The organism is Caballeronia zhejiangensis (genome assembly GCF_022879815.1).
Classification (GTDB): Bacteria; Pseudomonadota; Gammaproteobacteria; order Burkholderiales; family Burkholderiaceae; genus Caballeronia; species Caballeronia zhejiangensis.
This window is the reverse complement of the sequence record NZ_CP084285.1, coordinates 1,000,018-1,024,400: the sequence shown is the minus strand read 5'-3', so window position 1 is coordinate 1,024,400 and position 24,383 is coordinate 1,000,018. Positions and strand designations below refer to the sequence as shown.

General features: G+C 64.6%; 19 protein-coding genes. 10 read left to right on the top strand and 9 right to left on the bottom strand.

Annotated features, from left to right (window positions below):
• Positions 1-15: 15 nt before the first annotated feature.
• From LDZ23_RS25830 to LDZ23_RS25820, 3 genes are all read right to left on the bottom strand, one after another.
• Positions 16-2,085, bottom strand: coding sequence for a putative bifunctional diguanylate cyclase/phosphodiesterase (locus LDZ23_RS25830; protein WP_008347756.1), 2,070 nt, complete (start codon positions 2,083-2,085; stop codon positions 16-18).
• A 106-nt stretch (positions 2,086-2,191) separates the two neighbouring features.
• Positions 2,192-3,463: a cardiolipin synthase gene (cls, locus tag LDZ23_RS25825; RefSeq protein WP_008347754.1), complete on the bottom strand. Its 1,272-nt coding sequence runs from the start codon at positions 3,461-3,463 to the stop codon at positions 2,192-2,194.
• 78 nt (positions 3,464-3,541) lie between these two features.
• Positions 3,542-4,321, bottom strand: coding sequence for a DUF4410 domain-containing protein (locus LDZ23_RS25820; protein WP_008347752.1), 780 nt, complete (start codon positions 4,319-4,321; stop codon positions 3,542-3,544).
• A gap of 258 nt (positions 4,322-4,579) precedes the next feature.
• Here LDZ23_RS25820 and LDZ23_RS25815 point away from each other — a divergent pair, with 258 nt between their 5' ends.
• Complete coding sequence (locus LDZ23_RS25815) at positions 4,580-5,368, top strand: SDR family NAD(P)-dependent oxidoreductase (protein WP_008347750.1); 789 nt, start codon at positions 4,580-4,582, stop codon at positions 5,366-5,368.
• Between the two features lie 5 nt (positions 5,369-5,373).
• Here LDZ23_RS25815 and LDZ23_RS25810 read toward each other — a convergent pair whose 3' ends face one another.
• A complete protein-coding gene (locus tag LDZ23_RS25810) occupies positions 5,374-6,795 on the bottom strand; it encodes a UdgX family uracil-DNA binding protein (RefSeq protein WP_034470996.1) in 1,422 nt (473 codons plus the stop codon).
• A complete protein-coding gene (locus tag LDZ23_RS25805) occupies positions 6,795-8,006 on the bottom strand; it encodes a putative DNA modification/repair radical SAM protein (RefSeq protein WP_008347746.1) in 1,212 nt (403 codons plus the stop codon). Before LDZ23_RS25805 ends, LDZ23_RS25810 begins: the two co-directional genes overlap by 1 nt.
• A 113-nt stretch (positions 8,007-8,119) precedes the next feature.
• Here LDZ23_RS25805 and LDZ23_RS25800 point away from each other — a divergent pair, with 113 nt between their 5' ends.
• From LDZ23_RS25800 to LDZ23_RS25790, 3 genes are all read left to right on the top strand, one after another.
• Positions 8,120-8,341: a hypothetical protein gene (locus tag LDZ23_RS25800; RefSeq protein WP_008347744.1), complete on the top strand. Its 222-nt coding sequence runs from the start codon at positions 8,120-8,122 to the stop codon at positions 8,339-8,341.
• A gap of 107 nt (positions 8,342-8,448) precedes the next feature.
• On the top strand, positions 8,449-8,769 hold the full coding sequence (locus tag LDZ23_RS25795; RefSeq protein ID WP_033536253.1) for a hypothetical protein: 321 nt from the start codon (positions 8,449-8,451) through the stop codon (positions 8,767-8,769).
• A 308-nt stretch (positions 8,770-9,077) separates the two neighbouring features.
• Positions 9,078-9,377, top strand: a complete 300-nt coding sequence (locus tag LDZ23_RS25790; protein WP_008347741.1) for a hypothetical protein — start codon at positions 9,078-9,080, stop codon at positions 9,375-9,377.
• A 10-nt stretch (positions 9,378-9,387) separates the two neighbouring features.
• Here LDZ23_RS25790 and LDZ23_RS25785 read toward each other — a convergent pair whose 3' ends face one another.
• Together LDZ23_RS25785 and LDZ23_RS25780 are read right to left on the bottom strand one after the other, a co-directional pair.
• Positions 9,388-10,320: an aldose 1-epimerase gene (locus tag LDZ23_RS25785; protein ID WP_008347740.1), complete on the bottom strand. Its 933-nt coding sequence runs from the start codon at positions 10,318-10,320 to the stop codon at positions 9,388-9,390.
• Positions 10,317-11,117 (bottom strand): phytanoyl-CoA dioxygenase family protein, encoded by an 801-nt coding sequence (locus tag LDZ23_RS25780; RefSeq protein ID WP_008347737.1) that lies wholly within the window; start codon positions 11,115-11,117, stop codon positions 10,317-10,319. The genes LDZ23_RS25785 and LDZ23_RS25780 overlap by 4 nt, the downstream gene beginning before the upstream one ends.
• A 211-nt stretch (positions 11,118-11,328) precedes the next feature.
• Between LDZ23_RS25780 and LDZ23_RS25775 the strand changes: the two genes are divergently transcribed.
• From LDZ23_RS25775 to LDZ23_RS25755, 5 genes are all read left to right on the top strand, one after another.
• Positions 11,329-12,417 (top strand): LacI family DNA-binding transcriptional regulator, encoded by a 1,089-nt coding sequence (locus LDZ23_RS25775; protein ID WP_008347735.1) that lies wholly within the window; start codon positions 11,329-11,331, stop codon positions 12,415-12,417.
• 138 nt (positions 12,418-12,555) lie between these two features.
• Positions 12,556-13,572, top strand: a complete 1,017-nt coding sequence (locus LDZ23_RS25770; protein ID WP_008347733.1) for an ABC transporter substrate-binding protein — start codon at positions 12,556-12,558, stop codon at positions 13,570-13,572.
• A 71-nt stretch (positions 13,573-13,643) separates the two neighbouring features.
• Positions 13,644-15,206 carry a sugar ABC transporter ATP-binding protein gene (locus LDZ23_RS25765; RefSeq protein WP_008347732.1) on the top strand — a complete coding sequence of 521 codons (1,563 nt, stop codon included), beginning with the start codon at positions 13,644-13,646 and terminating at the stop codon, positions 15,204-15,206.
• Entirely contained in the window at positions 15,196-16,176 is a 981-nt protein-coding gene (locus LDZ23_RS25760; protein ID WP_008347730.1) for an ABC transporter permease, read from the top strand. Before LDZ23_RS25765 ends, LDZ23_RS25760 begins: the two co-directional genes overlap by 11 nt.
• 8 nt (positions 16,177-16,184) lie before the next feature.
• Entirely contained in the window at positions 16,185-17,138 is a 954-nt protein-coding gene (locus tag LDZ23_RS25755; protein ID WP_033536250.1) for an ABC transporter permease, read from the top strand.
• 111 nt (positions 17,139-17,249) lie between these two features.
• Here LDZ23_RS25755 and LDZ23_RS25750 read toward each other — a convergent pair whose 3' ends face one another.
• Entirely contained in the window at positions 17,250-18,671 is a 1,422-nt protein-coding gene (locus LDZ23_RS25750; RefSeq protein WP_008347726.1) for an MFS transporter, read from the bottom strand.
• A gap of 278 nt (positions 18,672-18,949) precedes the next feature.
• Complete coding sequence (locus LDZ23_RS25745) at positions 18,950-19,204, bottom strand: DUF6723 family protein (protein WP_008347724.1); 255 nt, start codon at positions 19,202-19,204, stop codon at positions 18,950-18,952.
• Between the two features lie 294 nt (positions 19,205-19,498).
• Here LDZ23_RS25745 and LDZ23_RS25740 point away from each other — a divergent pair, with 294 nt between their 5' ends.
• Entirely contained in the window at positions 19,499-24,370 is a 4,872-nt protein-coding gene (locus LDZ23_RS25740) for a response regulator (RefSeq protein WP_008347722.1), read from the top strand.
• Positions 24,371-24,383: the final 13 nt, after the last annotated feature.

Below are 24,383 nucleotides of genomic sequence, written 5' to 3'. Positions count from 1 at the left end.
TTCCACGACCAAAAATCAAACACCGACAGCAGCCTTCTCCAGCATCCCCCCAAACGCATCCGCCGACAAAGGCATCGCCAGCAAGAACCCCTGCATCTCATCGCACATCATGTCCTGCAAGCGATCGAGCTGCGACCCGGTCTCGACGCCTTCCGCCACGACATCCATATCGAGCGAATGCGCGAGCGCAATAATCGCCGATACGATCGCGCGCCCCTCCTGCCCGTTCTCATCCAGCCCGTTCGTGAAGAACCGATCGATCTTCAACTGCTTCGCGCGAAACCGCTGCAAATACGCGAGGCTCGAATATCCGGTGCCGAAATCGTCGATTGCGATCTCGAAACCATTCTCCTGAAACGCGCGAATCATCTCGATGGTGCGCGGCGCGTCCTGCATCGCCACCGACTCGGTGATCTCGAACATGATCTGCTCGCTCTCGACGCCTTCCTCGCGCACGATCGTCATGATGTTCGCGACAAGATCCGCCTCGTGCATCTGCCGCGGCGACAGGTTGATCGCCACCTTCACCGGCGGACGCCCTTCCGCGCGCCAACGCGACATGTGCCGGCACGTTTCGCGCACGACCCAGTATCCGATCTGCACGATCTGTCCGGAACGCTCCGCGATCGGGATGAACTCGAGCGGCGTCAACGTGCCGATCTCCGGATGATCCAGCCGGATCAACGCTTCCGCGCCCGCCAGTTCGCCGCTTTTGCCTCGGAACTTCGGCTGAAACAGAAGATAGAAATGGCCGCCATTCAGCGCCTCGTGCAACGCCTGCTGAATCTGCAGCGTCCGCACCGCCGCCTCGTTCATGCTCGCCTCGAAGAAGCGATAGGTGCTGCGCCCGCCGCGCTTCGCTTCGTACATCGCGACGTCCGCGTGCTTGAGCAGCGATTCGACGCTGTCGCCATCCTGCGAAAAGAGCGCAATGCCGATGCTCGGCATCACCTGCAACGGATGACTCCCGACGACGAGTCCCTTTTTCATCGTATCGAGGATGCGTTCGGCCATCTTCTCGGCATCCGTCGGCGCGTGCAGGTGTTCGAGCATCACGACGAACTCGTCGCCGCCCAGACGCGCCACCGTGTCGCCGCCGCGCACGCATTCCTGCAGACGTCGCGCGAATGCCTTCAGCACTTCGTCGCCGACCGTATGGCCCAACGAGTCGTTGATCGTCTTGAAGCCATCCAGGTCCATGAAGAGAATCGCGAAACGGCTGTCGCTGTGACGCGCGTTTCGGATCGCGCGATCGATGCGCTCGTTCATCGTGCGGCGGTTCGGCAGGTCCGTCAGCGTATCGAAGGTCGCCATGCGTACGATCTGCCCGTTCAGCCGCGACACCGAACCTGCAAGCAGCGCCGTGCGCGCATCGAAGCGCGACAGCACGAGCGTGATAATCAGAATGGTCAGCGTGAATAGCACGACAGTCGTCGCGAGCCAGCGCGAGTCGATGTCGTTGGCCGCGCCGCAGATCGAGCCCGGCAGAAACTCCGCCGCCGCGTTGCCCGTGTAGTGCATGCCGGTGATCGCGAGGCCCATCACCAGCGCCGACCCGAGTCGCTTGGCGAGCACGTTCGTCTGGTTCGCATCCGAGAGCGTATGGGCGATCCACAACGCCGCCCCCGATGCGACCACCGCAATCACGATCGACGCCGCGAACAGCAGCGGATCGTACGTGATCGCGGGCTGCATCCGCATCGCGGCATCGCCCGTGTAGTGCATCGCCGCGATGCCCGCGCCCATCAAGAGACTGCTCGCGACGAGGCGCTTCATCGTCAGACGCCTGCTCGTAATGACGAGCAGCGCGAAGAACGACACGAGCACCGCGATGCCGAGCGACCCGGCGGTGATCTTCAGGTCATAGCCGAGCGGGATAGGCAATTCGAACGCGAGTACGCCGATGAAATGCATCGACCAGATGCCGATGCCCATCGACGCCGCACCGCCCGCGAGCCAGACGTGCCGCGTGCGCGACTGCGCAAGCGATGCGATGCGGCCCGAGATATCGAGCGCAGTAAAGGAAGCGAGCGTGGCGACTACGAGCGATGCCGCGACCAGCCAAAAGTTATAGGTGCCGTGCATGATTGCCGTAGACCGAGAGACCCGTTTGCGTGAGCGTCTTATCGGCTTTCGTCAGGCGATCTTTAGGCCAAGATGAGAAATATTCGCAACACGGAATGCGCGAAAGTCAAAGCTGCGGATCGAGCAGCGCGGCCACGCGCTCCAGCAGCTTCTCGGTGAGCGAACGGCGGCGCCAGTCTTCGAACGTGATGCGTTTCGCGCGGGCGACGTCGTCATCGAAAATCGCCGTTTGCTGGCGCGCGAAGTCGCGGTCGTAGATGTTCAGATTGGCTTCGTCGTTCAGCTTGAAGGAGCGGCTGTCGAAATTCGTCGAGCCGACCGACACCAGGTACTCATCGACGACGATCAGCTTGCAGTGGAACATCGTCGGCTGATATTCGAACATTTCGACGCCCGCCGCGAGCAGGTCGCCCCAGCACGCGCGCGATGCCTCGCGCACCGTATGCGTGTCGATGCGCTTGCCCGGCGTGATGATGCGAACCCGCACGCCGCGCCGCGCCGCCTCGACGATCGCGTTGATCGTCAGCTTGTCCGGCACGAAGTACGCGCTCGACAAGTGGATGGAACGCGTCGCCGCGGTGATCGCCATGAGGTACATCAGCTGCATGTCGTCGCTGCCGCCGGACGGCGAGCTGCTGAACATGTGCGCGAAGCCGTCGCCCGCATCGTCGATGTCAGGAAAATAGCGCGGGCCGTGCAGCACGTTGCCCGTCGTCTTGATCCAGTTGTCCATGAACACGGCCTGCATCTGCCCGACGGCCGGGCCTTCGACGCGAAAATGCGTGTCGCGCCAGTGCTTCTCGTCCTGCGCGTGTCCGGTCCATTCCTCGGCAATGCCGACGCCGCCCGTGAAGCCGATGCGCCCGTCGATTACGAGCAGCTTGCGGTGCGTGCGGTCGTTCATGCGGCCGAGCCCGGTCCAGTGCGGCTTGTGATACTGGATCACTTCCGCGCCCGCGTCGCGCAGCATGCGCAGATAGCGCTTGTCCATCTTCGACGTGCCGACCCAGTCGAGCAGCACATGCACCGATACGCCCGCCCGAGCCTTGTCGGAGAGCGCCTGCGCGATTTGCTCGCCGATCGCGCCCGACCAGTAGATGAAGGTTTCGAAGGTGATCGTCTCTCGCGCCGCGCGAATGCCTTCGAGCATCGACGGGAAAATCTCGTCGCCGTTCACGAGCACCTCGAAGCGGTTGCCGCCGACCACGGGCGGACCGAGCAGCAAGCCCATCGAACGGAGAAACTGCGGGTCGTCGCTCGCGTACAGCCGTTCGATCCTGTGCTCGATCTTCTTTTCGCCGCTCGTCAGATTCGCGATCACCAACACGACGACGAGCGTCACGACAACGGTCAGGACAATCAGGGCAATCGTCGGCATGCGCGGCCTCGCGAAGCGAACATTCGTCCGGATTCTAGTGCAAGCACGTTCCGGACCGCGCAACGGCCGCCGCTTCCCTTAGCTCTTCGCCGGCATCCAGCCCTGCTCCTGGCCGAGCTTGGCGATCTGCTTGGCGATGGTGTCGCCGAGGCGCTTTTCATCGGACGACACATCCGCGTGCTTCGTCTCCGACACCGCGTGCAGCCCGCCCGACACCGCGAGCGATGTCGCGACGTGCCCCGCCGCCGCGCCGACGCCCGCCATTTCCGCGACGCCCGGCGCGTGGCCGCTGTCGGCTTTCGCGTCGAATTGTTCGAGCAGTTGCGGCACGCCGTTCGCGGGCTTGAGGACGACCTGCACCGTCGCGCCGACCTTGCTTTCGCCCGCGCCGAGGCCGATCACCATGCGGCGGCGGCGATTGCCCGCATCGATCGTATTGATGCTTCCTTCGACGACGAGCACGCTCCGATCTTGCGGCGGCGGCACGTCGGCGCGGATCGCGGGGAGACCCATCGATTGCAGTTTGGCGACGATTTCGTTCGCGACTTCCTCGCGCGCCGCGATGGCGTCTTGCGTCTGCTTCCGCGCTTGCGAATCGCCGGACATCGCCGAGCCGAGCTTCGAAATCAGGCCGTGATTGTCGAGCTTGACGTCGTTCGCATCGCTGGCGAATGCGTAGACGTAGATCGCGTCGGGGCGCACGGCGGGCGCAGCCGCGACGGTCTGCACGTACTGCCCGTACTGATTCGATGCCTGCGCCGGATTGCTCGCGCATCCCGCAAGCAGCGCCGTGCCGACGACGAAACCGGCGAGCGCCGCGCCGCGCACTTTCTTGAACAAGTTGATCGAGCTGGACATGTTGCACCTCCTGTGTGGATTCGTGGATGCGTGACACGGCTCGGTTCTCGCTGCTGCATCTGCTTCGTTTCACGCTGGACGCAACTATGGACGATGACCGCGGCGGAAGCCATCGAGCATTTATGTCGCGGGGTTTCACGGGCGGCGAACGCTTGCCGGACGCGGCTTCAGCAACGTACTGCGCTTATGGCTAACATCCCGGAACGCGTCGTGGCGAAATCGCCGGCGCATTCCGCCAACCCAATCGAAGGAGCAGACATGGATCTCAAGATCGGCAACAAGCTCGCGCTGGTATCCGGATCGACGAAGGGCATCGGACATGCCATTGCCGTGGCGCTCGCGCGTGAAGGCGCGCGCGTGATCATCAACGGCCGTTCGCAGGCGTCTGTCGATGCGGCGCTGGCTAAACTGCGCGAACTCGTGCCCAACGCACAGGGCGAAGGCTTCGCCGGCGACGTCTCCGACGCAGCGCAAGTCGACGCGCTCGTGAAGCGCTTTCCGCACGTCGATATTCTCGTGAACAACATGGGCATCTTCGATCCGAAGCCGTTCGAAGAGATTCCCGACGACGAATGGCTGCGCTTTTTCAACACCAACGTGATGTCGGGCGTGCGCCTGTCGCGCGCGTATCTGCCGAAGATGAAGGAGAAGAACTGGGGCCGCGTCGTGTTCATCAGCAGCGAGAGCGGCATTCAGATTCCCGTCGAGATGATTCATTACGGCGTGACCAAATCGGCGCAGATTTCGCTCGCGCGCGGCCTCGCGGAAACCTGCGCGGGCACCGGCGTGACCGTCAATTCGGTGCTGCCGGGGCCGACGAGCTCCGAAGGCGTCACCGAGTTCGTCGAGAAACTGTCGGGCGGCAAGAGCTTCGGCGAATTCGAGAAGCAGTTCTTCGAAGAAGCGCGGCCCACGTCGATTCTCAAGCGCTTCATCACGCCCGAGGAAATCGGCAGCATGGTGGCGTACGTGTGCTCGGAGCTTTCATCGGCGACGAACGGCGCGGCGTTGCGCGCGGATGGCGGCGTCGTGCGCGCGGCGTTCTGAGCGCGCTAGGCCTTCAACGACGACGCCAGCTCCAGCGCCGCAACGATAGCCGCGACGGTTTTTTCGCGCGCGGCTTCGTCGTTCTGGCGCAGCGCGTAGGACGGGTGATACGTCGCGACGACCAGCTTGTCCCGATACGGCACGACGCGCCCGACATGCGCCGAAAGCGTCGCGCGCCGTCCGAAAAGCGCGGCCAACGCGGTCGCGCCGAGCGTGACGATCACCTTCGCGCCGACGTCATGCAGTTCCTGTTCGAGCCAGTACGAACAGGCTTCGACCTCCTGCTGCGCGGGCGTCTTGTGCAGACGGCGCTTGCCGCGCGGCTCCCATTTGAAGTGCTTCACCGCGTTGGTCAGATAGACGTGCTCGCGCACGACGCCGGCACGCTGCATCGCGTCCTGAAGCAGTTGCCCGGCCGGTCCGACGAACGGCTCGCCCTTCAGATCCTCCTGATCGCCGGGCTGTTCGCCGAGCAGCATGATGCGCGCATCGGACGGACCGGCGCCATGCACCGCCTGCGTCGCGTTGCGCCACAGATCGCAGCGGCGGCAAGTATCGAGCGATGTGGGCGCGTCCCGCTCCGGCTGCGCTGCGAGCGCATCGACCTGAACCGCCTTGCCGCCGAGCGCGCCGACGTTTTGCGCCTGCGCGACGCGTCGCGCGCCGCCGCGCGCATCGCTGACGAGCTTCGGGATCAGTGCGCCTTCCGGCAGCCCTTTCCAGAAACGCACCGGCATATGCTGTTCGAGCGCGGATTCGTTCAGTCGCGCCGGATTGAAGATGCTGCGGTAGTAGGTCATCCAGAGCGCTTCGGCGGCATCCGGCAAGACCGCCGCATGATCCGACGCCAGCGCGCGGCCGCGCTCCAGTTGCAGGCGCTCGCCGTCGAACATCGCGGCGCCGTCGGGCGTTGCGATGAGCCACGTCGAGCGTCCCATGCGCGCGGCGAAATGCTCCGCGCCCCACGCGAGCACGTCGTGATCCGGCTCGTACCACGCGACGAATTCCGGCGCGCCGAGCGACGCGTCGCGCTGCCGGAAGCGCACATACGCGATCATGTCGTGCTGCGCGCGGCGCACCGCCTTCGCCATCTTGTAGAGGCGCGCGCCGTCTTCATCGGCGGGCGATGCCACCGAGCGGTCGCCCTGCGCCCAGCGCCACAGCACGCGATATAAAAAGCTCCAGCGGCGCGCGTCGCGAAAATGCGCGGCGTCTTTCAGCAGCGATGCGAGTTCGCGCGACACGCGGATAGGCGGCGCATCCGCTGCCTTCGCCGCTTTCGCCGATCGCGCCGACTCGTTGAACAACGCCGGCTCCGCCTGAGCCGTACGCCAGTCGATCGATTCGGGCGGGAGCTTTTGCGCGAGCGCATCGAGCGCGGCGACGCGCCAGGCGTCGAATTCGTCGTCGATGGCGATGACGTGCATCAGATCAGCGAAAGCTGCACCGGGCCGGTCGCGAGCGCGCGCCGCAGACTGTCCGAAGGCGCTTCGTCGAGCGGCGGCCGGTAATCCGCCGTGACGACGAACGGCTTCACCTTGTCCATGCCGCAGCGCAGCCGCACGAGATCGTGATAGCGCACGCGCCGCTCGCGCCGCAACTCCACGATGCGCTTCGCGTTGCGCATGCCGATGCCCGGCACGCGCGCGATCATGCGCGCGGGCGCGGCGTTCAGATCGACGGGAAAGCGCTCGCGATGCGCAAGCGCCCACGCGAGTTTCGGATCGACATCGAGCGGAAGATTGCCGGCATCGCCGAGCAGTTCGGCGGCGGCGAAACCGTAGCCGCGCATCAGAAAATCCGCCTGATACAGCCGATGCTCGCGCAAGAGCGGCGGCGCTTTCGACGGCACGCCCGAGGGGCTGTCAGGAATCGGGCTGAACGCCGAGTAATACACGCGCTTTAGCTGATAAGAGCCGTACAGCGTTTCGGCGGTGCCGAGGATCGTGCGGTCGTCGGTTTCATCGGCGCCGACGATCATCTGCGTGCTCTGCCCCGCCGGCGCGAACTTCGGCGCGCGCGGCTCCGCTTCCGATTCCTCGCGCGCGACGCGGATGTTGCCCATCGCCAGCTTGATCGTGCGGCCGCTCTTTTCCGGCGCGAGCCGCTCGAGGCTGATTTCCGTCGGCAATTCGATGTTCACGCTCAGACGGTCGGCATAGCGTCCCGCTTGCGCGATGAGTTCGGGATCGGCATCGGGAATCGTCTTCAGATGGATGTAGCCGCGAAATCCGTGCTTCTCACGCAGCAATTTCGCGACGAGGACGAGCTGCTCCATCGTGTAGTTCGACGAACGAATCACTCCGGAACTGAGAAACAACCCGTCGATGTAATTGCGACGGTAGAAATCCAGCGTGAGCGTAACAACTTCTTCCGGCGTGAAGCGCGCACGCGGCACGTTACTGGACCGGCGATTGATGCAGTACCGGCAGTCGTACAGACAAAAGTTCGTCAGCAAAATCTTGAGCAGCGAGACGCAGCGCCCGTCGGGCGTGAAGCTGTGGCAGATGCCGGAGCCGGTGCTCGCGCCGAGGCCATCGATGCCGCGCGACTCGCGTTTGGGCGCGCCGCCGCTCGCACACGACGCGTCGTATTTGGCGGCGTCGGCGAGAATTTCGAGCTTTTCGGAGAGATCCATCTTGATTATGATACTGTATGTTTATACAGTATCTCACGAGAGGCGCGGAGTCAAAGGTAATCACGGCATCGCACGCTTCGCGCCTGCCCTCGCAATCTCTTTCGGAGCCTTTCATGCGATTCGACTACAAGACGTTTCACATCGACTGCACCGCCCATCACGACGAAGACGGCAGCTACTACGCGCACGCACGCATCACGCGTCCGGCGGACGAGCGCACCGCGCATGCGGAAGTATTCGAATCCGGCGAGCTGGATGCGTTCGCGAGCGAGTCGGATGCCGTCCATTGCGCGCGGGCGTGGGCCATCGAGTGGTGTGACGAGGCGACTGCATGACAATTCGATTTCTTCCCGCGGCACGGTGATTGCGCAATGTAATCTGCGACGCCGCAGCTTTGCGCAAGGCGGCGCGCATCGAGATCATTGATCAACGGGAGGAAACCATGAAGAACGCAAAGAGAAGTTTGATTGTGTCGGCCATGATTCTGGGCTTGTCGGGCGCGGCATTCGCGCAAGGCGCGGGCGGCGGTGCCGGCGGCGGCGGCGCGGGTGGCGCAGGCGCGGGTGGCGGCACGGCGGGCGGCAACGGGGCCGGTCAGGGCGGCACCGGAATGGGCACGCCGAACAGCAACGGTGTAACCGGCTCGACGTCGGGCGCATCGGGCTCGAACACGATGGATTCGTCCAAGGGCAGCAGCAAGATGCACAAGAAGGGCAGCTCGGGATCGAACATGTCGAGCGGCACCTCCGGCAAGTCGGAATAAACGTATTGAGTTTCCGCATTTCGGCGCGCCCGGACTTTCGCAAGTCCGGGCGCGTTTTTCGTGCTTCTTCTTTAAACCCGCACGCCTATCCCCACCAAGGTATCCCTGCCAGATAGGGATTTCTCGCGCCTTCCCATCGCCGTAAGGTAATCCCCGAGCGCCATTCGTCGCGCCCGGTGCGTCGTCATTTGTCGCGTCGGACGAAGCGAGCCCGCGCTCGATCCATTCATCCGTCCATCGGCAAAGCGGCAAGGAGTCCGAGACTCGCGTTCCCGGCTGCTTGTGCATTCGTTTCAAGGAGCTGGAACATGAAGGCAAAGATCAACCCGAAATTTCTCGCGATGATGGCAGCATGCGCGGTCGTGTCAGGAATCGGTGTCGCGCACGCGCAAGGCATGCCCGCCGATGCGCAGCAACTCGTCCAGACGATGCGCCCGATGTACATGTCGCAGGCCATGCCCGATGAATCTCAGACGCAAACCGCCGCGACGCCGCAACAAGCCTCCGGCGGCGACTCCGCGTATGGCGGCATGAAGCCCGCCTCCGCGAGCGGACATCGCGATAGCGACTGCAGCCCGGCGAACTGCAACGTTTTCTTCGGTCAGTAGGCGCGACGCCTTATTCCGTGTGAGTCGTCCAGGCGAATGTCGCGCTGACCGACTCGCCCGGTTCCAGCACCGCGCCGCCCTTCGCGGCGCGGTCGACATCGAGATTGACCCAGTCCGCCACGTTGCTCACCGGCTCAACGCAGAGCAAATCGGGATGCGACTTCGGTGCATACACCACCAGGGCATCGAACGGCGCTTGCGCGCTGAGCGCGACCGCGCGGCGTTCGTCGGGCCACGCGATCGTCGCCGTGCGCGACCAACCGGCGAAGTTGTTGTCGAGATCGAAGGCATCGGCGGACATGCCTTCTTGCGACGCCATCGCATCGACGCACGGATGCGCGCCCGCATGCGTCGGCAGCAGATCGGGCGTGCTGTGCCACATCGACGCGACGCGTGCGTGAACGCGCGTATTGCGCGTGCGCGGATAGTACGGGTGATGTCCCATGCCGAACGGCATCGGCCGATCGGACAGGTTGCGCGCGGAGAGCGTCACGCTTAGCGTGTGGTCATCGAGCGCGATGTCCTGCGTCGCCTCGTATGCGAACGGCCAGTGACGCGCGGCATCGCGCGAGGGTTCGTGCAAAAAATGCAGACGCGCGCGGGCGTCCGACACATCGCCGACACGCCACGGCAAGCGCCACGCGTTGCCGTGCAGCGCGTGCGCAAAGGCGTTGCCGTCGCCGGAAAGATCGATGAGCGCACCGTCGAACACGAAGCGCGCTTCGCGGATGCGATTGCAGTACGGCAGGAGCGGAAAGCTCGCCATGCCGAGCGGATCGCGTGCGGCCAGCGCGGCGGGCGTCGCGGGACGCAACCAGTCGATCGTACGTCCGTCGCGCGTTTCGTCGAAGGCCGCGATCGATCCGCCCACGTGCGGCGCAAGCAGCACGCGCCGCGCGCCATGACGCAGTTCGACGAGCGGATCGGACGGCGCGGCGCTCAATATGCAAACTGCCGATAGCTTTCGTCGAAGGTGCGCGCCGTCGTTTCCACCTGAGGATTGAAGCGCAGCAGCCGCCGCGCGCGCGGAGGCAACGCGGCGAAGACGTCGCGCGGCACGTCGATATGCACCTCGGGCCGGAAATACCACGCGCGGCTGTAGCCGATCACGACCATCGGACGCGGCTCGCCGATGAGATTCGGCGTACCGCGATGCAGGCCGCGCACATCGCGAATCATCACGTCGCCGACTTTCATCGGCACGCGCTCGGCGGGGAAGCGCCCTGCTTCGAGACCGGCCAGCGCCTCATCGCGCGACATGCGATGCGTGCCACGCGTCGTTTCGAGCGGACCGTTGCGGTCATCGACATCGACGAGCGGGAAATTCACCGCGAGCTGGAACGAAGGCGTTTCCGGCGCATCGTCGAAGAGCGGCGGCGTATCGCGATGCCAGTCCTGGAACTCTGAACCGAGCACCGGCGTGTCGGTGGCGAGCTGGCACATCACCGGATCGCGCCCGGCCACGCGTTCGACGATCCCGACGATGTCTTCATCGCAGAAGACCGACGGGTCCGCGAACTCGCCTTCGAACGGCAGCGTGACGTAATAGCGGCCCGGTCCGCGATTGCCGCTCGCCGACGCCTCGCGCGCTGCATCGACGTGCGGTTGCAGAAGCGGCGCGAACGCATCGCGCCATGCGTCGATCGTCGCGCGCGGGAAATGATCGCGCAGCAGGACGAAGCCGTCTCGTTCGAACGCTTCGGCGAGCGCGTCTCGCGCGCTCTCGTCGTACTTGCCCATGCACTTTCTCCTCGTTGCGAGTGCGAAAACAGAATCGCATGCGTGTAATCCGCTCGTCAATATTATTAGTAATAACCAGTGAAAACCCTGAGCAGAAATGACCAATAAAAACGTGCTTTCCGCGTCGTTCATCACTAATATTAGTGGCAAGTTTCTCCGGCCCGCGAGACAGGTTTCGCGCAGAGTTCAGCCGCCCGGCGCGGCACGCACAATGAAAAAATCCACGCAACGCCGCCCGACGATGACCGACATCGCGAAGCTCACCGGAGTCTCGCAATCGACGGTCTCGCTCGTGCTGAACAACGCAAGCGGCGCGAAGTTCTCCGACACCACGCGCGACAAGGTGCTGCGCGCCGCGCAAGATCTCGGCTATCGCATGACGCAGCGCGAACCGGTCGCCGCGCTCGATAGCCAGCGCGAGCGCAATCTGATCGTCTATCTCGCCGACGAAATTTCGACGAGCCCGCATCCGGTCGTGAGCATCGACGGCGCGCGGGACGCGGCCTTCGCCAACGGGCGCATGCTCGCCGTCTATTCGACGCACGGCAATGCGGAGATCGAGGCGCGCGTGCTCGACGCGACGCTCGGCAATCCGAACGTGCTCGGCGTGATCTACGCGACGGTCTATACCCGCCGCGTCACGCTGCCGGCCGTGCTCGCCAAGGTGCCGACCGTGCTGCTCAACTGCTACACGAGCGATGCGAGCGTGTCCTCTGTGGTGCCGGCGGAAGTCGCGGGCGGGCACACCGCGACGGATCATCTGCTGGCCGCGGGGCACAAGCGCATTGGCTATATCAACGGCGAGCCGTGGCAGGACGCGGCGCGCGATCGTCTGAAGGGCTATCGGACCGCGCTCGCCACAGCCGATCTGCCGTTCGCGCCGGAACTGGTGCGCGAAGGGGACTGGAGTCCCGACACCGGTTTCGAACAGACGCTCTCGCTAATGCGCGAGCCGAATCCGCCGACCGCGATCTTTTGCGCGAACGACCTGATGGCGCTCGGCGCGATCGAGGCGTTGAAGCAGCTCGGACTGCGCGTGCCCGACGATGTATCCGTGCTCGGCTACGACGATCAGGAAATCGCGCGGCATACGCATCCGCCGCTTTCGACCGTCGTGCTGCCGAACTATGAGCTAGGGCGCTGGGCAGTCGAGACGCTGCTGCAGGAAGAAGAGAACCGGGCCGCGGGCGCACCCGTTCGGCGTCGCACCGTGAAGCTGGACGGACCGCTGATCGAGCGCGGCTCCGTCGCGGAAAACACCGAGGCCAAACAGTTGGCCATTAATAATATTAGCGATTGATCGTTAATGAAATGCGCTGAAGCAATCGCCGCATTCGCACGGAACGCGGTACGCAGTTTGACTCTCGCAGCAGGCAGACCGGGCAACACCAAGCATCGGCGTCATCAGAAAAAGCCTAACCATTCAATGGAGGAAGACATGCTGTCATTAGATAAGAAATCGCGCCTGGGCCTGCGCCCGCTCGCTGCCGCACTGACCGCCCTGACCGCACTCACGCTCGCGGCCGGCTTCACCGCCGCCCACGCCGCCGACGACGGCCTGCCGAAGATCCCGAACAAGAAGCCGTTGAAGGTCGGCTTTGCGCAGACCGAGAGCAATAATCCGTGGCGTCTCGCGGAGACGAAGAGCTTCAAGGACATCGCGGCGAAATGCGGCTGGCAGATGGTCATGACCGACGCCAACAGTTCCGCGGCGAAGCAGGTCTCGGACATCCAGAGCATGATCGCGCAGCACGTCGATCTGCTCGTCTTCCCGCCGCGCGAGGAAAAGCCGCTCGTGCCGGTCGTGATGCAGGCGAAGAAAGCGGGCATTCCCGTGATTCTGGTCGACCGCAACATCGATCAGTCGATGGCGAAGGCGGGCAAGGACTACATCACGTTCATCGGCTCGGACTTCATCGATCAGGGTCAGCGCGCCGCCGACTGGCTCGTGAAGGCGACCAACGGCAAGGCGACCATCATCGAGCTGGAAGGCTCGACGGGCGCGTCCGCCGCGAACGATCGCAAGAAAGGCTTCGACGATGTCATCGCGAAGAATCCCGGCATGAAGATCGTTGCGTCGCAAAGCGGCGACTTCGCGCGCGACAAGGGCCGTCAGGTGATGGAGACGCTCTTGCAGGCGCATCCCGACGTGACCGCGGTCTACGCGCACAACGACGAAATGGCGCTCGGCGCGATCGCGGCGATCAAGGCGGCGGGCAAGCAGCCGGGCAAGGATATCGTTCTCGTGACGATCGACGGCACCAAGGGCGGCCTCGAAGCGATCAAGGCGGGCGAGCTCGGCGCGAGCGTGCAATCCAGCCCGTTCTTCGGACCGCTCGCATGCGACGTCGCGCAGAAGTACGCGAAGGGCGAAACGGTGCCGCCGTGGGTGAAGGTCTCGGATCGCTTCTACGACAAGAGCAACGTCGACGCAAGCATGCAGTACGGGTACTGAGCGAAGTGTGTGTGTGACTTGCGGGCGTCTGATCGGAGGCGCTCGCTTTTTCATTTCGACGGATATCACGCATGGCTCAGACTCCCCTTCTCGACATGCAGGACATCGATATCGCGTTCGGCGGCGTCGCTGCGTTGAAGCGCGCGCGCCTGACCGTCGCAGCAGGCGAAGTGCACGCGCTCATCGGCCAGAACGGCGCGGGCAAGTCCACGCTCATCAAGATTCTCACGGGCGCGTATCGCAAGAGCGCGGGCACGATTCGCTTCGATGGCCGCGAAGTCGATTTCCGCACGCCGAAGGAAGCGCGCGAAGCGGGCATCAGCACGATCTATCAGGAGATCAATCTCGTGCCTTTCCGCTCCGTCGCGGAAAACATCTTTCTCGGGCGCGAGCCGCGCCGTTTCGGTCTCATCGACTGGAAGATAGTGCAACGGCGTGCGAGCGAATTGCTCGAATCGTTCGGATTGCGTATCGATGTGAGAAAGCCCGTGCGCGACTATTCCACCGCGATTCAGCAGATGGTCGCGCTCGCGCGCGCGGTGTCGTCGGATGCGAAGATGGTCATCATGGATGAATCGACGTCCTCGCTCGACGAGCGCGAAGTCGAGCTGCTCTTCACCGTCGTGCGCCGCTTGCGCGACGACGGGCGCGCGGTCATCTTCGTCTCGCATCGGCTCGATGAACTCTATGCGCTGTGCGATCGCGTCACGGTGATGCGCGACGGCCAGACCGTCGCTGAAAACACGATGCAGCAGATGGACAAGCTGAAGCTCGTCACGACGATGCTCGGCCGCACGCTCGCCGCCGTCGTGCATGAAGACAGCGCGGTGAAGGAAGCGAATCTCGCGAAGCGCGGTCCGGTCGCGCTCGCGGCGCAAGGGCTCGCGGCGGGCGCGAAGGTCACGGACGTATCGCTCGATGTTCACGCGGGCGAAGCGGTCGGCCTCGCGGGCCTGCTCGGCTCGGGCCGCACGGAAACGATGCGCCTGCTCTTCGGCGCGGATCGCCCGGCGAAAGGAACGCTCGATATAAACGGCGAGCCAGCATCGTTCAAATCGCCGAAAGATGCGATCGCGCGCGGCGTCGCGTATCTGACGGAAGATCGCAAGGCCGAAGGCATCGTGCCGGAGCTTTCCGTGCGCGACAACCTCACGCTCGTCTGCCTGCCTGCGCTGACGAAACGCGGCGTCGTCGATGTCGCGAAGCAGCGCGAGATCGTCGATGGCTTCATCGAATCGCTCGGCATCAAGCTACGCTCGCCCGATCAGCCGATACGCGAACTTTCCGGCGGCAATCAGCAGAAGGTGCTGCTCGCGCGCTGGCTCGCGACGCACCCTCGCCTCTTGCTGCTCGACGAGCCCACGCGCGGCATCGACGTGGGCGCGAAAGCCGACGTCGCGAAGATCGTGCGCGAATTGCGCGATGCCGGCATGGCGGTGCTGCTGTCCGCATCGGAACTGGAAGAACTCACGGCAGTGGCGGATCGCGCAGTCGTGATCCGCGACGGCGAAACGGTCGCGCAACTAGACGGCGCGCAGATGAACGAGGCGTCGATCATGGATGCGATCGCGTATGGCGCGGGCGCCGAGTCGACGCTCGCCGAGGCGGTAGAGGAAGCGAAACATGATCGATGATACGCAACGGGCCGCGCCGATCGTGCAGGCATCGGCAAAGAAGAAGCGTGGCGTGGCGATTCAGCGCGAAGTCGCCGTGCTGCTCGCGATGATCGTCTTCAATCTGATCTTCACGCAGCACTTCGTTTCGCTGCAGACGTTCAACGTGAATCTCACGCAAGTGGTGACGATCGTGATCGTCGGCATCGGCATGACGCTCGTCGTCGCGACGGGCGGCATCGACCTGTCCGTGGGCGCGTCGATGGCGATAGCCGGTGCGCTCGCGCCGATGCTCTTCATGAACATCGACGGGCCGCTCGGCATCGTGCTTGCGTTCACGCTGCCGATCGTCGCCGCCGCGTTATGCGGCGTCTTCAACGGCTTTCTCGTGACGCGACTGAACGTGCAGCCGATCGTCGCGACGCTCGTGCTCTTCATCGCGGGCCGCGGCATCGCGCAAGTCGTCACCGATGGGAGCCTTCAGGCGTTCACGAATCCCGCGTTTCAATGGATCGCGCTCGGCAAGATCGCGGGCGTGCCGTTCCAGATTCTCCTGATGCTCGTGCTCGTCGCACTCTTTACGTGGATCGTGCGCAAGACGCTGTTCGGCAAGTTCCTGCTCGTGACGGGCGGCAATGAGGACGCCGCGTATCTCTCGGGCATTCCGACCGCGCGCGTGAAGATGATCGCGTACACCGTATGCGCGGCGCTCGCCGGGCTAGCCGGGCTGATTTCGATCTCGGTGAATTCGTCGTCGGATGCGAATGTCGTCGGTCTCGGCGTGGAGCTCGATGCGATCGCGGCGGTCGCGGTCGGCGGCACCGCGTTGACGGGCGGCAAGGCGTATATCACGGGCACGCTGATCGGCGCGCTCATCATCCAGTTGCTGCGTTATACGCTGCTCGCGCACGGCATTCCGGATGCCGCCGCGCTGGTGCTGAAGGCCGCGATCATCATCGTCGCGGTGTACGTGCAACGCAAGCGAGGTTGAACGTCGACATGAAAAAGAACTTGCCGATTCTCATCGCGCTCGCGGCGCTGCTCGTGCTCGGCGTCATGCGTTACGAACATTTCGCGGACGCGTACAACATCACGTCGTTCTGGCGATACAACTCGATGTTCCTGCTGATCTCGATCGGCATGGCGTTCGTCATCATCACGGGCGGCATCGATCTGTCCGTCGGCGCGGTGGCCGCGCTCGCGAGCGTGGTGTCGGCGCTGGCGAGCCCGCATGGCGGGCTCGCCGCGGTGCTTTCCGGCTCGCTCGCAGGCCTCGCGGTGGGCGTGCTCAACGGGCTCGTCATCACGCATATGCGGATCCTGCCGTTCATCGTCACGCTCGCGACGAGTCTCGGCGCGCATGGGCTTGCGTTGCTGCTCGGGCATAACGACGCGGTCGGCATTTCATCGGATTCGAACTTCGCCGCATTCGGTCAGGGCGATCTGTTCGGCTTGCCGATACCGGGCATCGTGTCGGCGCTGACCGCGTTTGCCGGATGGATCGCGCTGCGCAGTTCGCGCTTCGGGCGGCATGCGCTCGCCATCGGCGGAAGTGAGGAAGCGTCGCGGCTGATGGGCCTGAACGTGGACCGCACGCTCGTCATGGTGTATGCGCTGAGCGGCTTGCTTGCGGGCATCGCCGGTGCGATTCTGGCCGCGCAGTTCGGCGCGGGACAGCCGAATGAAGGCGTCGGATGGGAGTTGTTCGCGATTTCCGCGGTCGTCCTCGGTGGCACGCGACTGACCGGCGGCGATGGGTCCATCGCGATGACCGTCGCGGGCGTCGCGTTGCTCGGGCTCGTGTTCAATCTGCTCAACTTCGAGAACGGGCTCGGGTTCATTTCGCTTTCCGCCTACTGGCAGTCGGTGATTCGCGGTGCGTTTCTACTGCTCGTGATCTTGCTGCAGGCGCGGGTTTTGAGTGGGAACAATAAGGTGAAAGTGGCGCACTGAGGTTTGCTTTCTCTACGGTGGATTTCGCCGGATCCCGTTTTGCTTTCGGCTTATTAGCGTTGCCCCTGTGCTAATAGTCCAACGCGAAAACGGGATCCGGCGAAAAAAACATCAAGCATGCCGATGCTCGGGCAACACGTCATGCGCCATATCGTCCCGCTGCGTCCCGGCACCAGCACCAGTCCCGGCCCCAGGAATCCCCCGCCCGCGCAGCGAACACCCGACCGTCTCGGTAACGAACACCAACGCAACCGCGCCAACCGCACAAGCCCCCATCATGTAATACGCCGGCACCAGCGTGCTGCCTGTGCGTCCGATCAGCCAATCGGTGACCATCGGCGCGGTGCCGCCGAAGATCGACGTCGACACGTTATAGGCGATCGCCATCCCCGCATACCGCGCCTGCGTCGGGAACATCGCCGGAAACATCGCGGAGATGCTCGCGAGTTGCGGCACATACAGCAGCCCCAGCACCGCAAGCCCGATCAGCGCGCCGGCAATGCCATGGGTCATCAGCGAGAACATCGGCACGGCCGCGACGAAGATGCCGACGAGCGAAAGCCACCACACCTTCTTGCGTCCGATACGATCCGACAGCGCGCCCGCGAACGGCAGCAGCACCATCATCGACAGCATGCCGATGAGCGGCAGCAGCAGCGAGAGGTTGTCGCTCATGCCGAGCTCCTTCTTCATGAACGTCGGCATATAGGCGAGCAGCACGTAGTTCACGACGTTGAGCGCCACGACGAGCCCGCCGAGCTGCAAGAGCGGCTTCCAGTAGCTCGCGAACAGTTCGCCCAACGACACACCCGTCTGATGCTCTCGCTCCGCCGCTTCGGCGCATTCGCGAAACACCGGCGTGTCCTCCATCTTCGAGCGCAGATACAGTCCGATGAGACCGAGCGGCGCCGCGACGAGAAACGGCAGGCGCCATCCCCACGCGTGCATCGCGTCGTTGCCGAGCAGCACCGAGCAGCCGAGCATCAGGAACGCGCCGAGCGAAAAGCCCGCGAGCGTGCCGAATTCGAGAAAGCTGCCGCAAAAGCCGCGCTTGTGATCGGGCGCGTATTCGGCCATGAACGTGGCCGCGCCGCCATACTCGCCGCCCGTCGAGAAGCCCTGGATCATGCGCAACGCGACGAGCGCCACGGGCGCCCATATGCCGATGCTTCCATATGAAGGCAGCAAGCCGACGAGCAGCGTCGCCATCGACATGATGATAATGGTCAGCGCGAGCACATGCTTGCGGCCGAGACGATCGCCGAGCGGTCCCCAGAAGAGGCCGCCGAGCGGACGCACGAGAAACGAAATCGCGAACGTGGCGAGGGCGAAGAGCGTGGCTTGCGCGGTGCTGCCGGGAAAGAGCGCGGCCGAAATGTAGGTCAGGCCGTAGCTGTAGATGCCGTAGTCGAACCACTCGGTCGCATTGCCTATTGCCGAGGCGGCCATGGCGCGTCGAATCGGCGCGCGCGAGGGCGTCTCATCGGGCGCCGCGTGTTGACCCTGCCTCGTGGATGGTTGCACGTCACTCATAGTCGTCTTCCGGATGCGTCATGGACCCGGTGCTGCGCTCGAGTTCGCGCGCCATGCACCGCCTTGAGATCAAGATACAGACGCATGCCGCTTGCCTGGCATGTCCTAGGACGATGACGGCGCTGGGGTTTTCCCGAGCGCGCGGGCCATTCTTGCCGATCGTCTGTGGACTCGCCGGGGCTTCTTACCGCGCGGCTCGCAGCCTCGACGCGCTCACGGGGATGAGACGTTCCGCCTGCGTCGAAAGCGCATGTCATAGGACAATGCGCGAGCGCGGATCATGGCTCCGGATTGGCGAGATCCGCCGCGACGATGCGGTGGCCGAGCGCTTCGGCCGCCCGCCGCGCGTCCTCGCTCGATTCGAACGGGCCGATGGTCTCGCAGCCATCGAACGGATAGAGCACGCGCTTGTCGCGCTTTCTCACGACCTTCAGCGTGCCGATGTGCAGGCCCGTCGCATTCACCACATACGACGCGTAGATATCGAAGTCTTCGTGCGCGCCTGCGCCTGATGTCGAGGGGGCTTTAGGCATCGGTCTGGACATGGTTTCGCTTGATGTGATGCTGGCGCCTGACGGTCACGCGCACGTTATCGATTTGAGCGACACGTCCAGCAAATCCCGTGCCGCACTGTCCCGAACGCCTTGCAGGACGGGGCTGACGCGCGTGCGGCCATTGCAAGAAAATGGGTTTTCCGTGCGAGAATCCGGTATCGTTCGCACCCGCGTCCGGAAGCGCACATGAACGATTCGAACCCTACGACGGGCAGCGTCCCTGACAAACCTGCATCGCCTTATCGAGAGGCCGGGCGAGGAGATCAAGCGTCGATGAAAGCCGAAAACCTGATCGCGGATACGAGGATGAACGGGCTCGACCCGAGCTTCCTCCTGGGCGGCGGCGAAATGGGCGCGCTCATCCGCGGTTTCGACTGGACGCAGACCGCGCTCGGCTCGCCCGAAAACTGGCCGCAAAGTCTCAAGACGGCCATCCGCATCATGCTGACGTCGCGCCAGCCGATCTGGGTCGGCTGGGGGTCGGACCTGCTTTTCTTCTACAACGACGCGTACAAGTCGATCATCGGCGGCAAGCATCCGCATGCGCTCGGCCAGCCGACCTCGGTCGTGTGGCGCGAAATCTGGAACGATATCGGCCCGCTGCTCGACACGGCGCTCGCGGGCATCGAAGGGACATTCGTCGAACAGAAGCTCCTCATCATGGAGCGCAACGGCTTTCCCGAGGAAACGTATTACACGTTCTCCTATAGCCCGATTCCCGATGACCGCGGCGGCGCGGGCGGCATCATCTGCGCGAACAGCGACGACACGCAGCGCGTCCTCGGCGAACGTCAACTTAACGTGCTGCGCGAGCTGGCCGCATCGGCGGCGGATGCGCGCTCGTGGCGCGAGGCATGCGAACTGTCGATGAACGCGCTCGCAGGCGCATCGCGCGACATGCCCTTCGCGCTGCTCTACATCGCCGAGCCGGGCGGCGACATGGCGACGCTCGCCGGCGCGTGCGGCATCGCGCCGGGCCACGCGGCCGCGCCCGCAACGCTGCATGCGTCGCACGCGGAGCTGTGGCCGTTTCAAAGCGTGCTGCGCGACGGCCAGGCGCGCGTGGTGACGAACCTCGAACGCCTCGTCGATGCGCCGCTGCCGACCGGCGCGTGGAACGTCGCGCCTTCGAGCGCGGTGCTCGCGCCCATCGCGCCTTCGGGCGAGACGGGCCGCGCGGGCGTGCTGATCGCGGCGTTGAACCCCTACCGGCTTTTCGACGACGCCTATCGCGCGTTCATGAATCTGGTCGCGGGCCAGATCGGCGCGGCGATCGGCTATGCGCACGCGTACGAGGAAGAGCGCCGCCGCGCCGAAGCGCTCTCCGAAATCGACCGCGCGAAAACCACGTTCTTCTCCAACATCAGCCACGAGTTCAGGACACCGCTCACGCTGATGCTCGGTCCGCTCGAAGAACTGCTGGCCAGTCCCGGACGCGTAGGCCGCGAGGATTTGCGGCTCGTCGAGATCATGCATCGCAATGGCCTGCGGCTCCTGAAGCTCGTCAACGCGCTGCTGGATTTCTCGCGCATCGAGGCCGGGCGCATCGAGATGCATCGTCAGCCGACCGATATCGCCGTATTCACCGCCGAGCTCGCGTCGCTGTTTCGCTCGGCGATCGAAACGGCCGGCCTGCGCCTCGAGATCGATATCGCGCAGGCGCCGGTGATCGCGGACATCGACCGCGACATGTGGGAAAAGATCGTGATGAACCTGCTGTCGAACGCGTTCAAGTTCACGTTCGATGGCGCCATCCGCATCTCGCTGCACGCGAACGCCGATCGCAGCATCGAAATGAGCGTGCGCGATACCGGCATCGGCATTCCCGAAGACGAGCTCACGCGCGTGTTCGAGCGCTTCCATCGCGTGACGGGCGCGGCGGGCCGTTCGGTGGAAGGCAGCGGCATCGGCCTTGCGATGGTGCACGAGCTCGTCAAGCTGCACGGCGGCATGATCCGCGTGCAAAGCACGCTCGGCGAAGGCGCGTGCTTCACCGTCACGCTGCCCTCGTCGCGCGAATCGGCGTTCGATGCGCAAGCCGCGCCCCATGCCGAAGCGAGCATCCGCGCGCGCTCGTATGTCGATGCCGCCATGCGCTGGATGCCGGACGGAGAGCCGCCGGTCGTCGAAAGCGAGGAAGACGCGCCGCTCGGCGCGGACGCGGCCGACGACCCGGCGCTCGCCAATGCGTTGCCGGGCCGCGTGCTGATCGTCGACGACAACGCCGATCTGCGCGACTACATGCGCCGCATGCTGATCGCGGCGGGCCACGACGTGAACGTCGCCGCCGACGGCGAAGCCGCGCTCGCGATCGCGCGCGACGTGCGACCGGAAGTCATCGTCTCCGACGTGATGATGCCGCGCCTCGACGGCTTCGCGCTCGTGCGCGCGCTGCGCGAAGACGAAGCGCTGCGCGAAACGCCTGTCGTGCTGCTCTCGGCGCGCGCGGGCGAGGAAGCGCGCGTCGACGGCCTCGAAGCGGGCGCGGACGACTATCTGACCAAGCCCTTTTCCGCACGCGAACTGCTCGCGCGCGTGGCGAGCAATCTGCGGCTCGCGCGGCTGCGTCGCGCGACCGAACAGAAGCTGCGCGACGAATCGCGCACGCTGGAGATTCTCAATCGCGTCGGCACGGCGGTCGCGGGCGAACTCGATCTGAGCCGCGCGGTGCAGGTCGTCGTCGATGCCGCGACGGAGCTGACCGGCGCCGCCTTCGGCTCGTTCTTCTACAACGTGCTCGACGACAAGGGCGGCAGCTACACGCTCTACACCCTGTCGGGCGTGCCGAAGGATACGTTCGCCAAATTTCCGATGCCGCGCAACACGGCCGTATTCGGTCCGACGTTCGCGGGCGAAGGCATCGTGCGCTCGGACGACATCACGAAAGATCCGCGCTATGGACACAACGCGCCGCATCACGGCATGCCGAAGGGCCATCTCGCGGTGTGCAGCTATCTCGCCGCGCCGGTCCTCTCGCGCACGGGCGAAGTGCTCGGCGGGCTGTTCTTCGGGCATCCCGAGCCGGGCGTCTTCACGGAGCGCTCGGAGCGCATTCTGACGGGCATCGCGTCGCAAGCGGCGATCGCCATCGACAATGCACGGCTCTTTCAGGCCGCGCAGGACGAGATCGCCCAGCGCACGAAGGCGCAGGACGCGCTGCGCGATCTGAACGAAACGCTGGAACGCCGCGTCGCGGATGCCGTCGCGGATCGCGATCGTTTGTGGGAGTTGAGCGAAGATCTGTTCTTCGTCGCGAGCTTCGAGGGCGCGCTGCTGCGCGTGAGTCCTTCATGGACGACGGTGCTCGGCTTCGACTCGCAGCGCCTGCATTCGCACACGGTGATGGACCTCCTTCATCCCGACGACGCGCCCGCCGCCGCCGAGGAACTCGGCAAGCTGCGCGCGAACGGCTTGCCGGTGCGCTACGAATGCCGGATGAACCGTTCGGACGGCGGCTGGCGCTGGATCGCGTGGACCGTATCGCTCGATCCGGCCACGCGGCGCATTCATGGCGTGGGCCGCGACGTCACATCCGACCGCGAAACCGCCGACGCGCTGCGCCACGCCGAAGAAGCGCTGCGCATGGCGCAAAAGATGGAAGCCATCGGCAAGCTGACGGGCGGCGTCGCGCACGACTTCAACAATCTGCTGCAGGTGATCGGCGGCAATCTGCAATTGCTCGCGAAAGACGTCGCCGGACAGGACAAGCCCGAGCAGCGCGTGCGAAGCGCGCTCGCGGGCGTCGCGCGCGGCGCGAATCTCGCGTCGCAATTGCTCGCGTTCGGCCGACGCCAGCCGCTCGCGCCGAAGGTCGTGAATCTGGGCCGCTTCGTGCGCGGCCTCGACGACATGTTCCGCCGTGCGCTCGGCGATGGCATCGAGATCGAAACCATCGTGTCGGGCGGATTGTGGAATACGCTCGTCGATCCATTCCAGGTCGAGAACGCGCTGCTCAATCTCGCGATCAACGCACGCGACGCGATGAACGGTCACGGCAAGCTCACGATCGAAGCCGGCAATGCATCGCTCGACGAAACCTACGCGATGCGCAACGCCGACGTCGCGCCCGGCCAGTACGTGATGGTCGCCGTGACCGACACCGGTTCGGGCATGTCGCCCGAAGTGCAGGAACGCGCGTTCGAGCCGTTCTTCACGACCAAGCGCGAAGGACAAGGCACGGGCCTCGGCCTTTCGATGGTGTACGGCTTCGTCAAGCAGTCCGGCGGCCACGTGAAGGTGTACAGCGAGCAAGGGCACGGTACGACGGTGCGTATCTATCTGCCGCGCGCGCGCGAGGAAGAGGATATCGAAACGACCATCGATGCCGGTCCGGCCAAGGGCGGCAGCGAGACCATTCTCGTCGTCGAGGACGATGAGGAAGTGCGCGCGACCGTCGTCGAGATGCTCGCGGATCTGGGCTATCGCGTATTGCGGGCAAAGGACGCGCAGAGCGCGCTGGCGATCGTCGAAAGCGGCGTGCCCGTCGATCTGCTCTTCACCGATGTCGTGATGCCCGGCCCGCTGCGCAGCAACGAAATGGCGCGCAAGGCGCGTGAACGCGTGCCGGGTATCGCGGTGCTGTTCACGTCGGGCTATACGGACAACGCGATCGTGCATGCGGGGCGGCTCGACGAAGGCATCGATCTGCTGAGCAAGCCTTATACGCATGAGGCTTTGGCGCGCAAGGTGCGGCAGGTTCTGGGACAACGCATGAGGGCATCGGCGGGCGCGCCTGCCAGCGCCGATGTCAGCGTGCCGAGCGTCGCGCAAAACGATGCGCTCTCGCGAATGCGCGTGCTGTTCGTCGAAGATAACGAACTCGTGCGCGATAGCACCGCCGAATTGCTGCGCACCTTCGGGCTGGATCTGACGGAAGCGGGCAGCGTCGATGAAGCGCTGGCGCTCATGCGCGAGCATCGCTTCGAATTGCTGCTGACGGATGTGGATCTTGCCGGGCAGTCCGGCGTGGAACTGGCTATCGCGGCGTGCCGCAAAACGCCGGGACTGGGCGTCGTGTTCGTGACGGGCTACGACCTCGCGCTCAGCGAGGACGAGCGTCGCGCATTGCCGAAGTCGATTCAGTTGAAGAAGCCATTCGATCCGCTGGCGTTGCTCAATGCGCTGAATGCGGCGGTGGCGCGGTAGGGGCTTGTCACAT

What these genes read in the sequence shown, in the direction of transcription:
- LDZ23_RS25830 (WP_008347756.1), bottom strand. Translation starts at nt 2,085, where the DNA reads ATGCACGGCACCTATAACTTTTGGCTGGTCGCGGCATCGCTCGTAGTC.
- cls (WP_008347754.1), bottom strand. Translation starts at nt 3,463, where the DNA reads ATGCCGACGATTGCCCTGATTGTCCTGACCGTTGTCGTGACGCTCGTC.
- LDZ23_RS25820 (WP_008347752.1), bottom strand. Translation starts at nt 4,321, where the DNA reads ATGTCCAGCTCGATCAACTTGTTCAAGAAAGTGCGCGGCGCGGCGCTC.
- LDZ23_RS25815 (WP_008347750.1), top strand. Translation starts at nt 4,580, where the DNA reads ATGGATCTCAAGATCGGCAACAAGCTCGCGCTGGTATCCGGATCGACG.
- LDZ23_RS25810 (WP_034470996.1), bottom strand. Translation starts at nt 6,795, where the DNA reads ATGCACGTCATCGCCATCGACGACGAATTCGACGCCTGGCGCGTCGCC.
- LDZ23_RS25805 (WP_008347746.1), bottom strand. Translation starts at nt 8,006, where the DNA reads ATGGATCTCTCCGAAAAGCTCGAAATTCTCGCCGACGCCGCCAAATAC.
- LDZ23_RS25800 (WP_008347744.1), top strand. Translation starts at nt 8,120, where the DNA reads ATGCGATTCGACTACAAGACGTTTCACATCGACTGCACCGCCCATCAC.
- LDZ23_RS25795 (WP_033536253.1), top strand. Translation starts at nt 8,449, where the DNA reads ATGAAGAACGCAAAGAGAAGTTTGATTGTGTCGGCCATGATTCTGGGC.
- LDZ23_RS25790 (WP_008347741.1), top strand. Translation starts at nt 9,078, where the DNA reads ATGAAGGCAAAGATCAACCCGAAATTTCTCGCGATGATGGCAGCATGC.
- LDZ23_RS25780 (WP_008347737.1), bottom strand. Translation starts at nt 11,117, where the DNA reads ATGGGCAAGTACGACGAGAGCGCGCGAGACGCGCTCGCCGAAGCGTTC.
- LDZ23_RS25775 (WP_008347735.1), top strand. Translation starts at nt 11,329, where the DNA reads ATGAAAAAATCCACGCAACGCCGCCCGACGATGACCGACATCGCGAAG.
- LDZ23_RS25770 (WP_008347733.1), top strand. Translation starts at nt 12,556, where the DNA reads ATGCTGTCATTAGATAAGAAATCGCGCCTGGGCCTGCGCCCGCTCGCT.
- LDZ23_RS25765 (WP_008347732.1), top strand. Translation starts at nt 13,644, where the DNA reads ATGGCTCAGACTCCCCTTCTCGACATGCAGGACATCGATATCGCGTTC.
- LDZ23_RS25760 (WP_008347730.1), top strand. Translation starts at nt 15,196, where the DNA reads ATGATCGATGATACGCAACGGGCCGCGCCGATCGTGCAGGCATCGGCA.
- LDZ23_RS25755 (WP_033536250.1), top strand. Translation starts at nt 16,185, where the DNA reads ATGAAAAAGAACTTGCCGATTCTCATCGCGCTCGCGGCGCTGCTCGTG.
- LDZ23_RS25750 (WP_008347726.1), bottom strand. Translation starts at nt 18,671, where the DNA reads ATGAGTGACGTGCAACCATCCACGAGGCAGGGTCAACACGCGGCGCCC.
- LDZ23_RS25745 (WP_008347724.1), bottom strand. Translation starts at nt 19,204, where the DNA reads ATGCCTAAAGCCCCCTCGACATCAGGCGCAGGCGCGCACGAAGACTTC.
- LDZ23_RS25740 (WP_008347722.1), top strand. Translation starts at nt 19,499, where the DNA reads ATGAAAGCCGAAAACCTGATCGCGGATACGAGGATGAACGGGCTCGAC.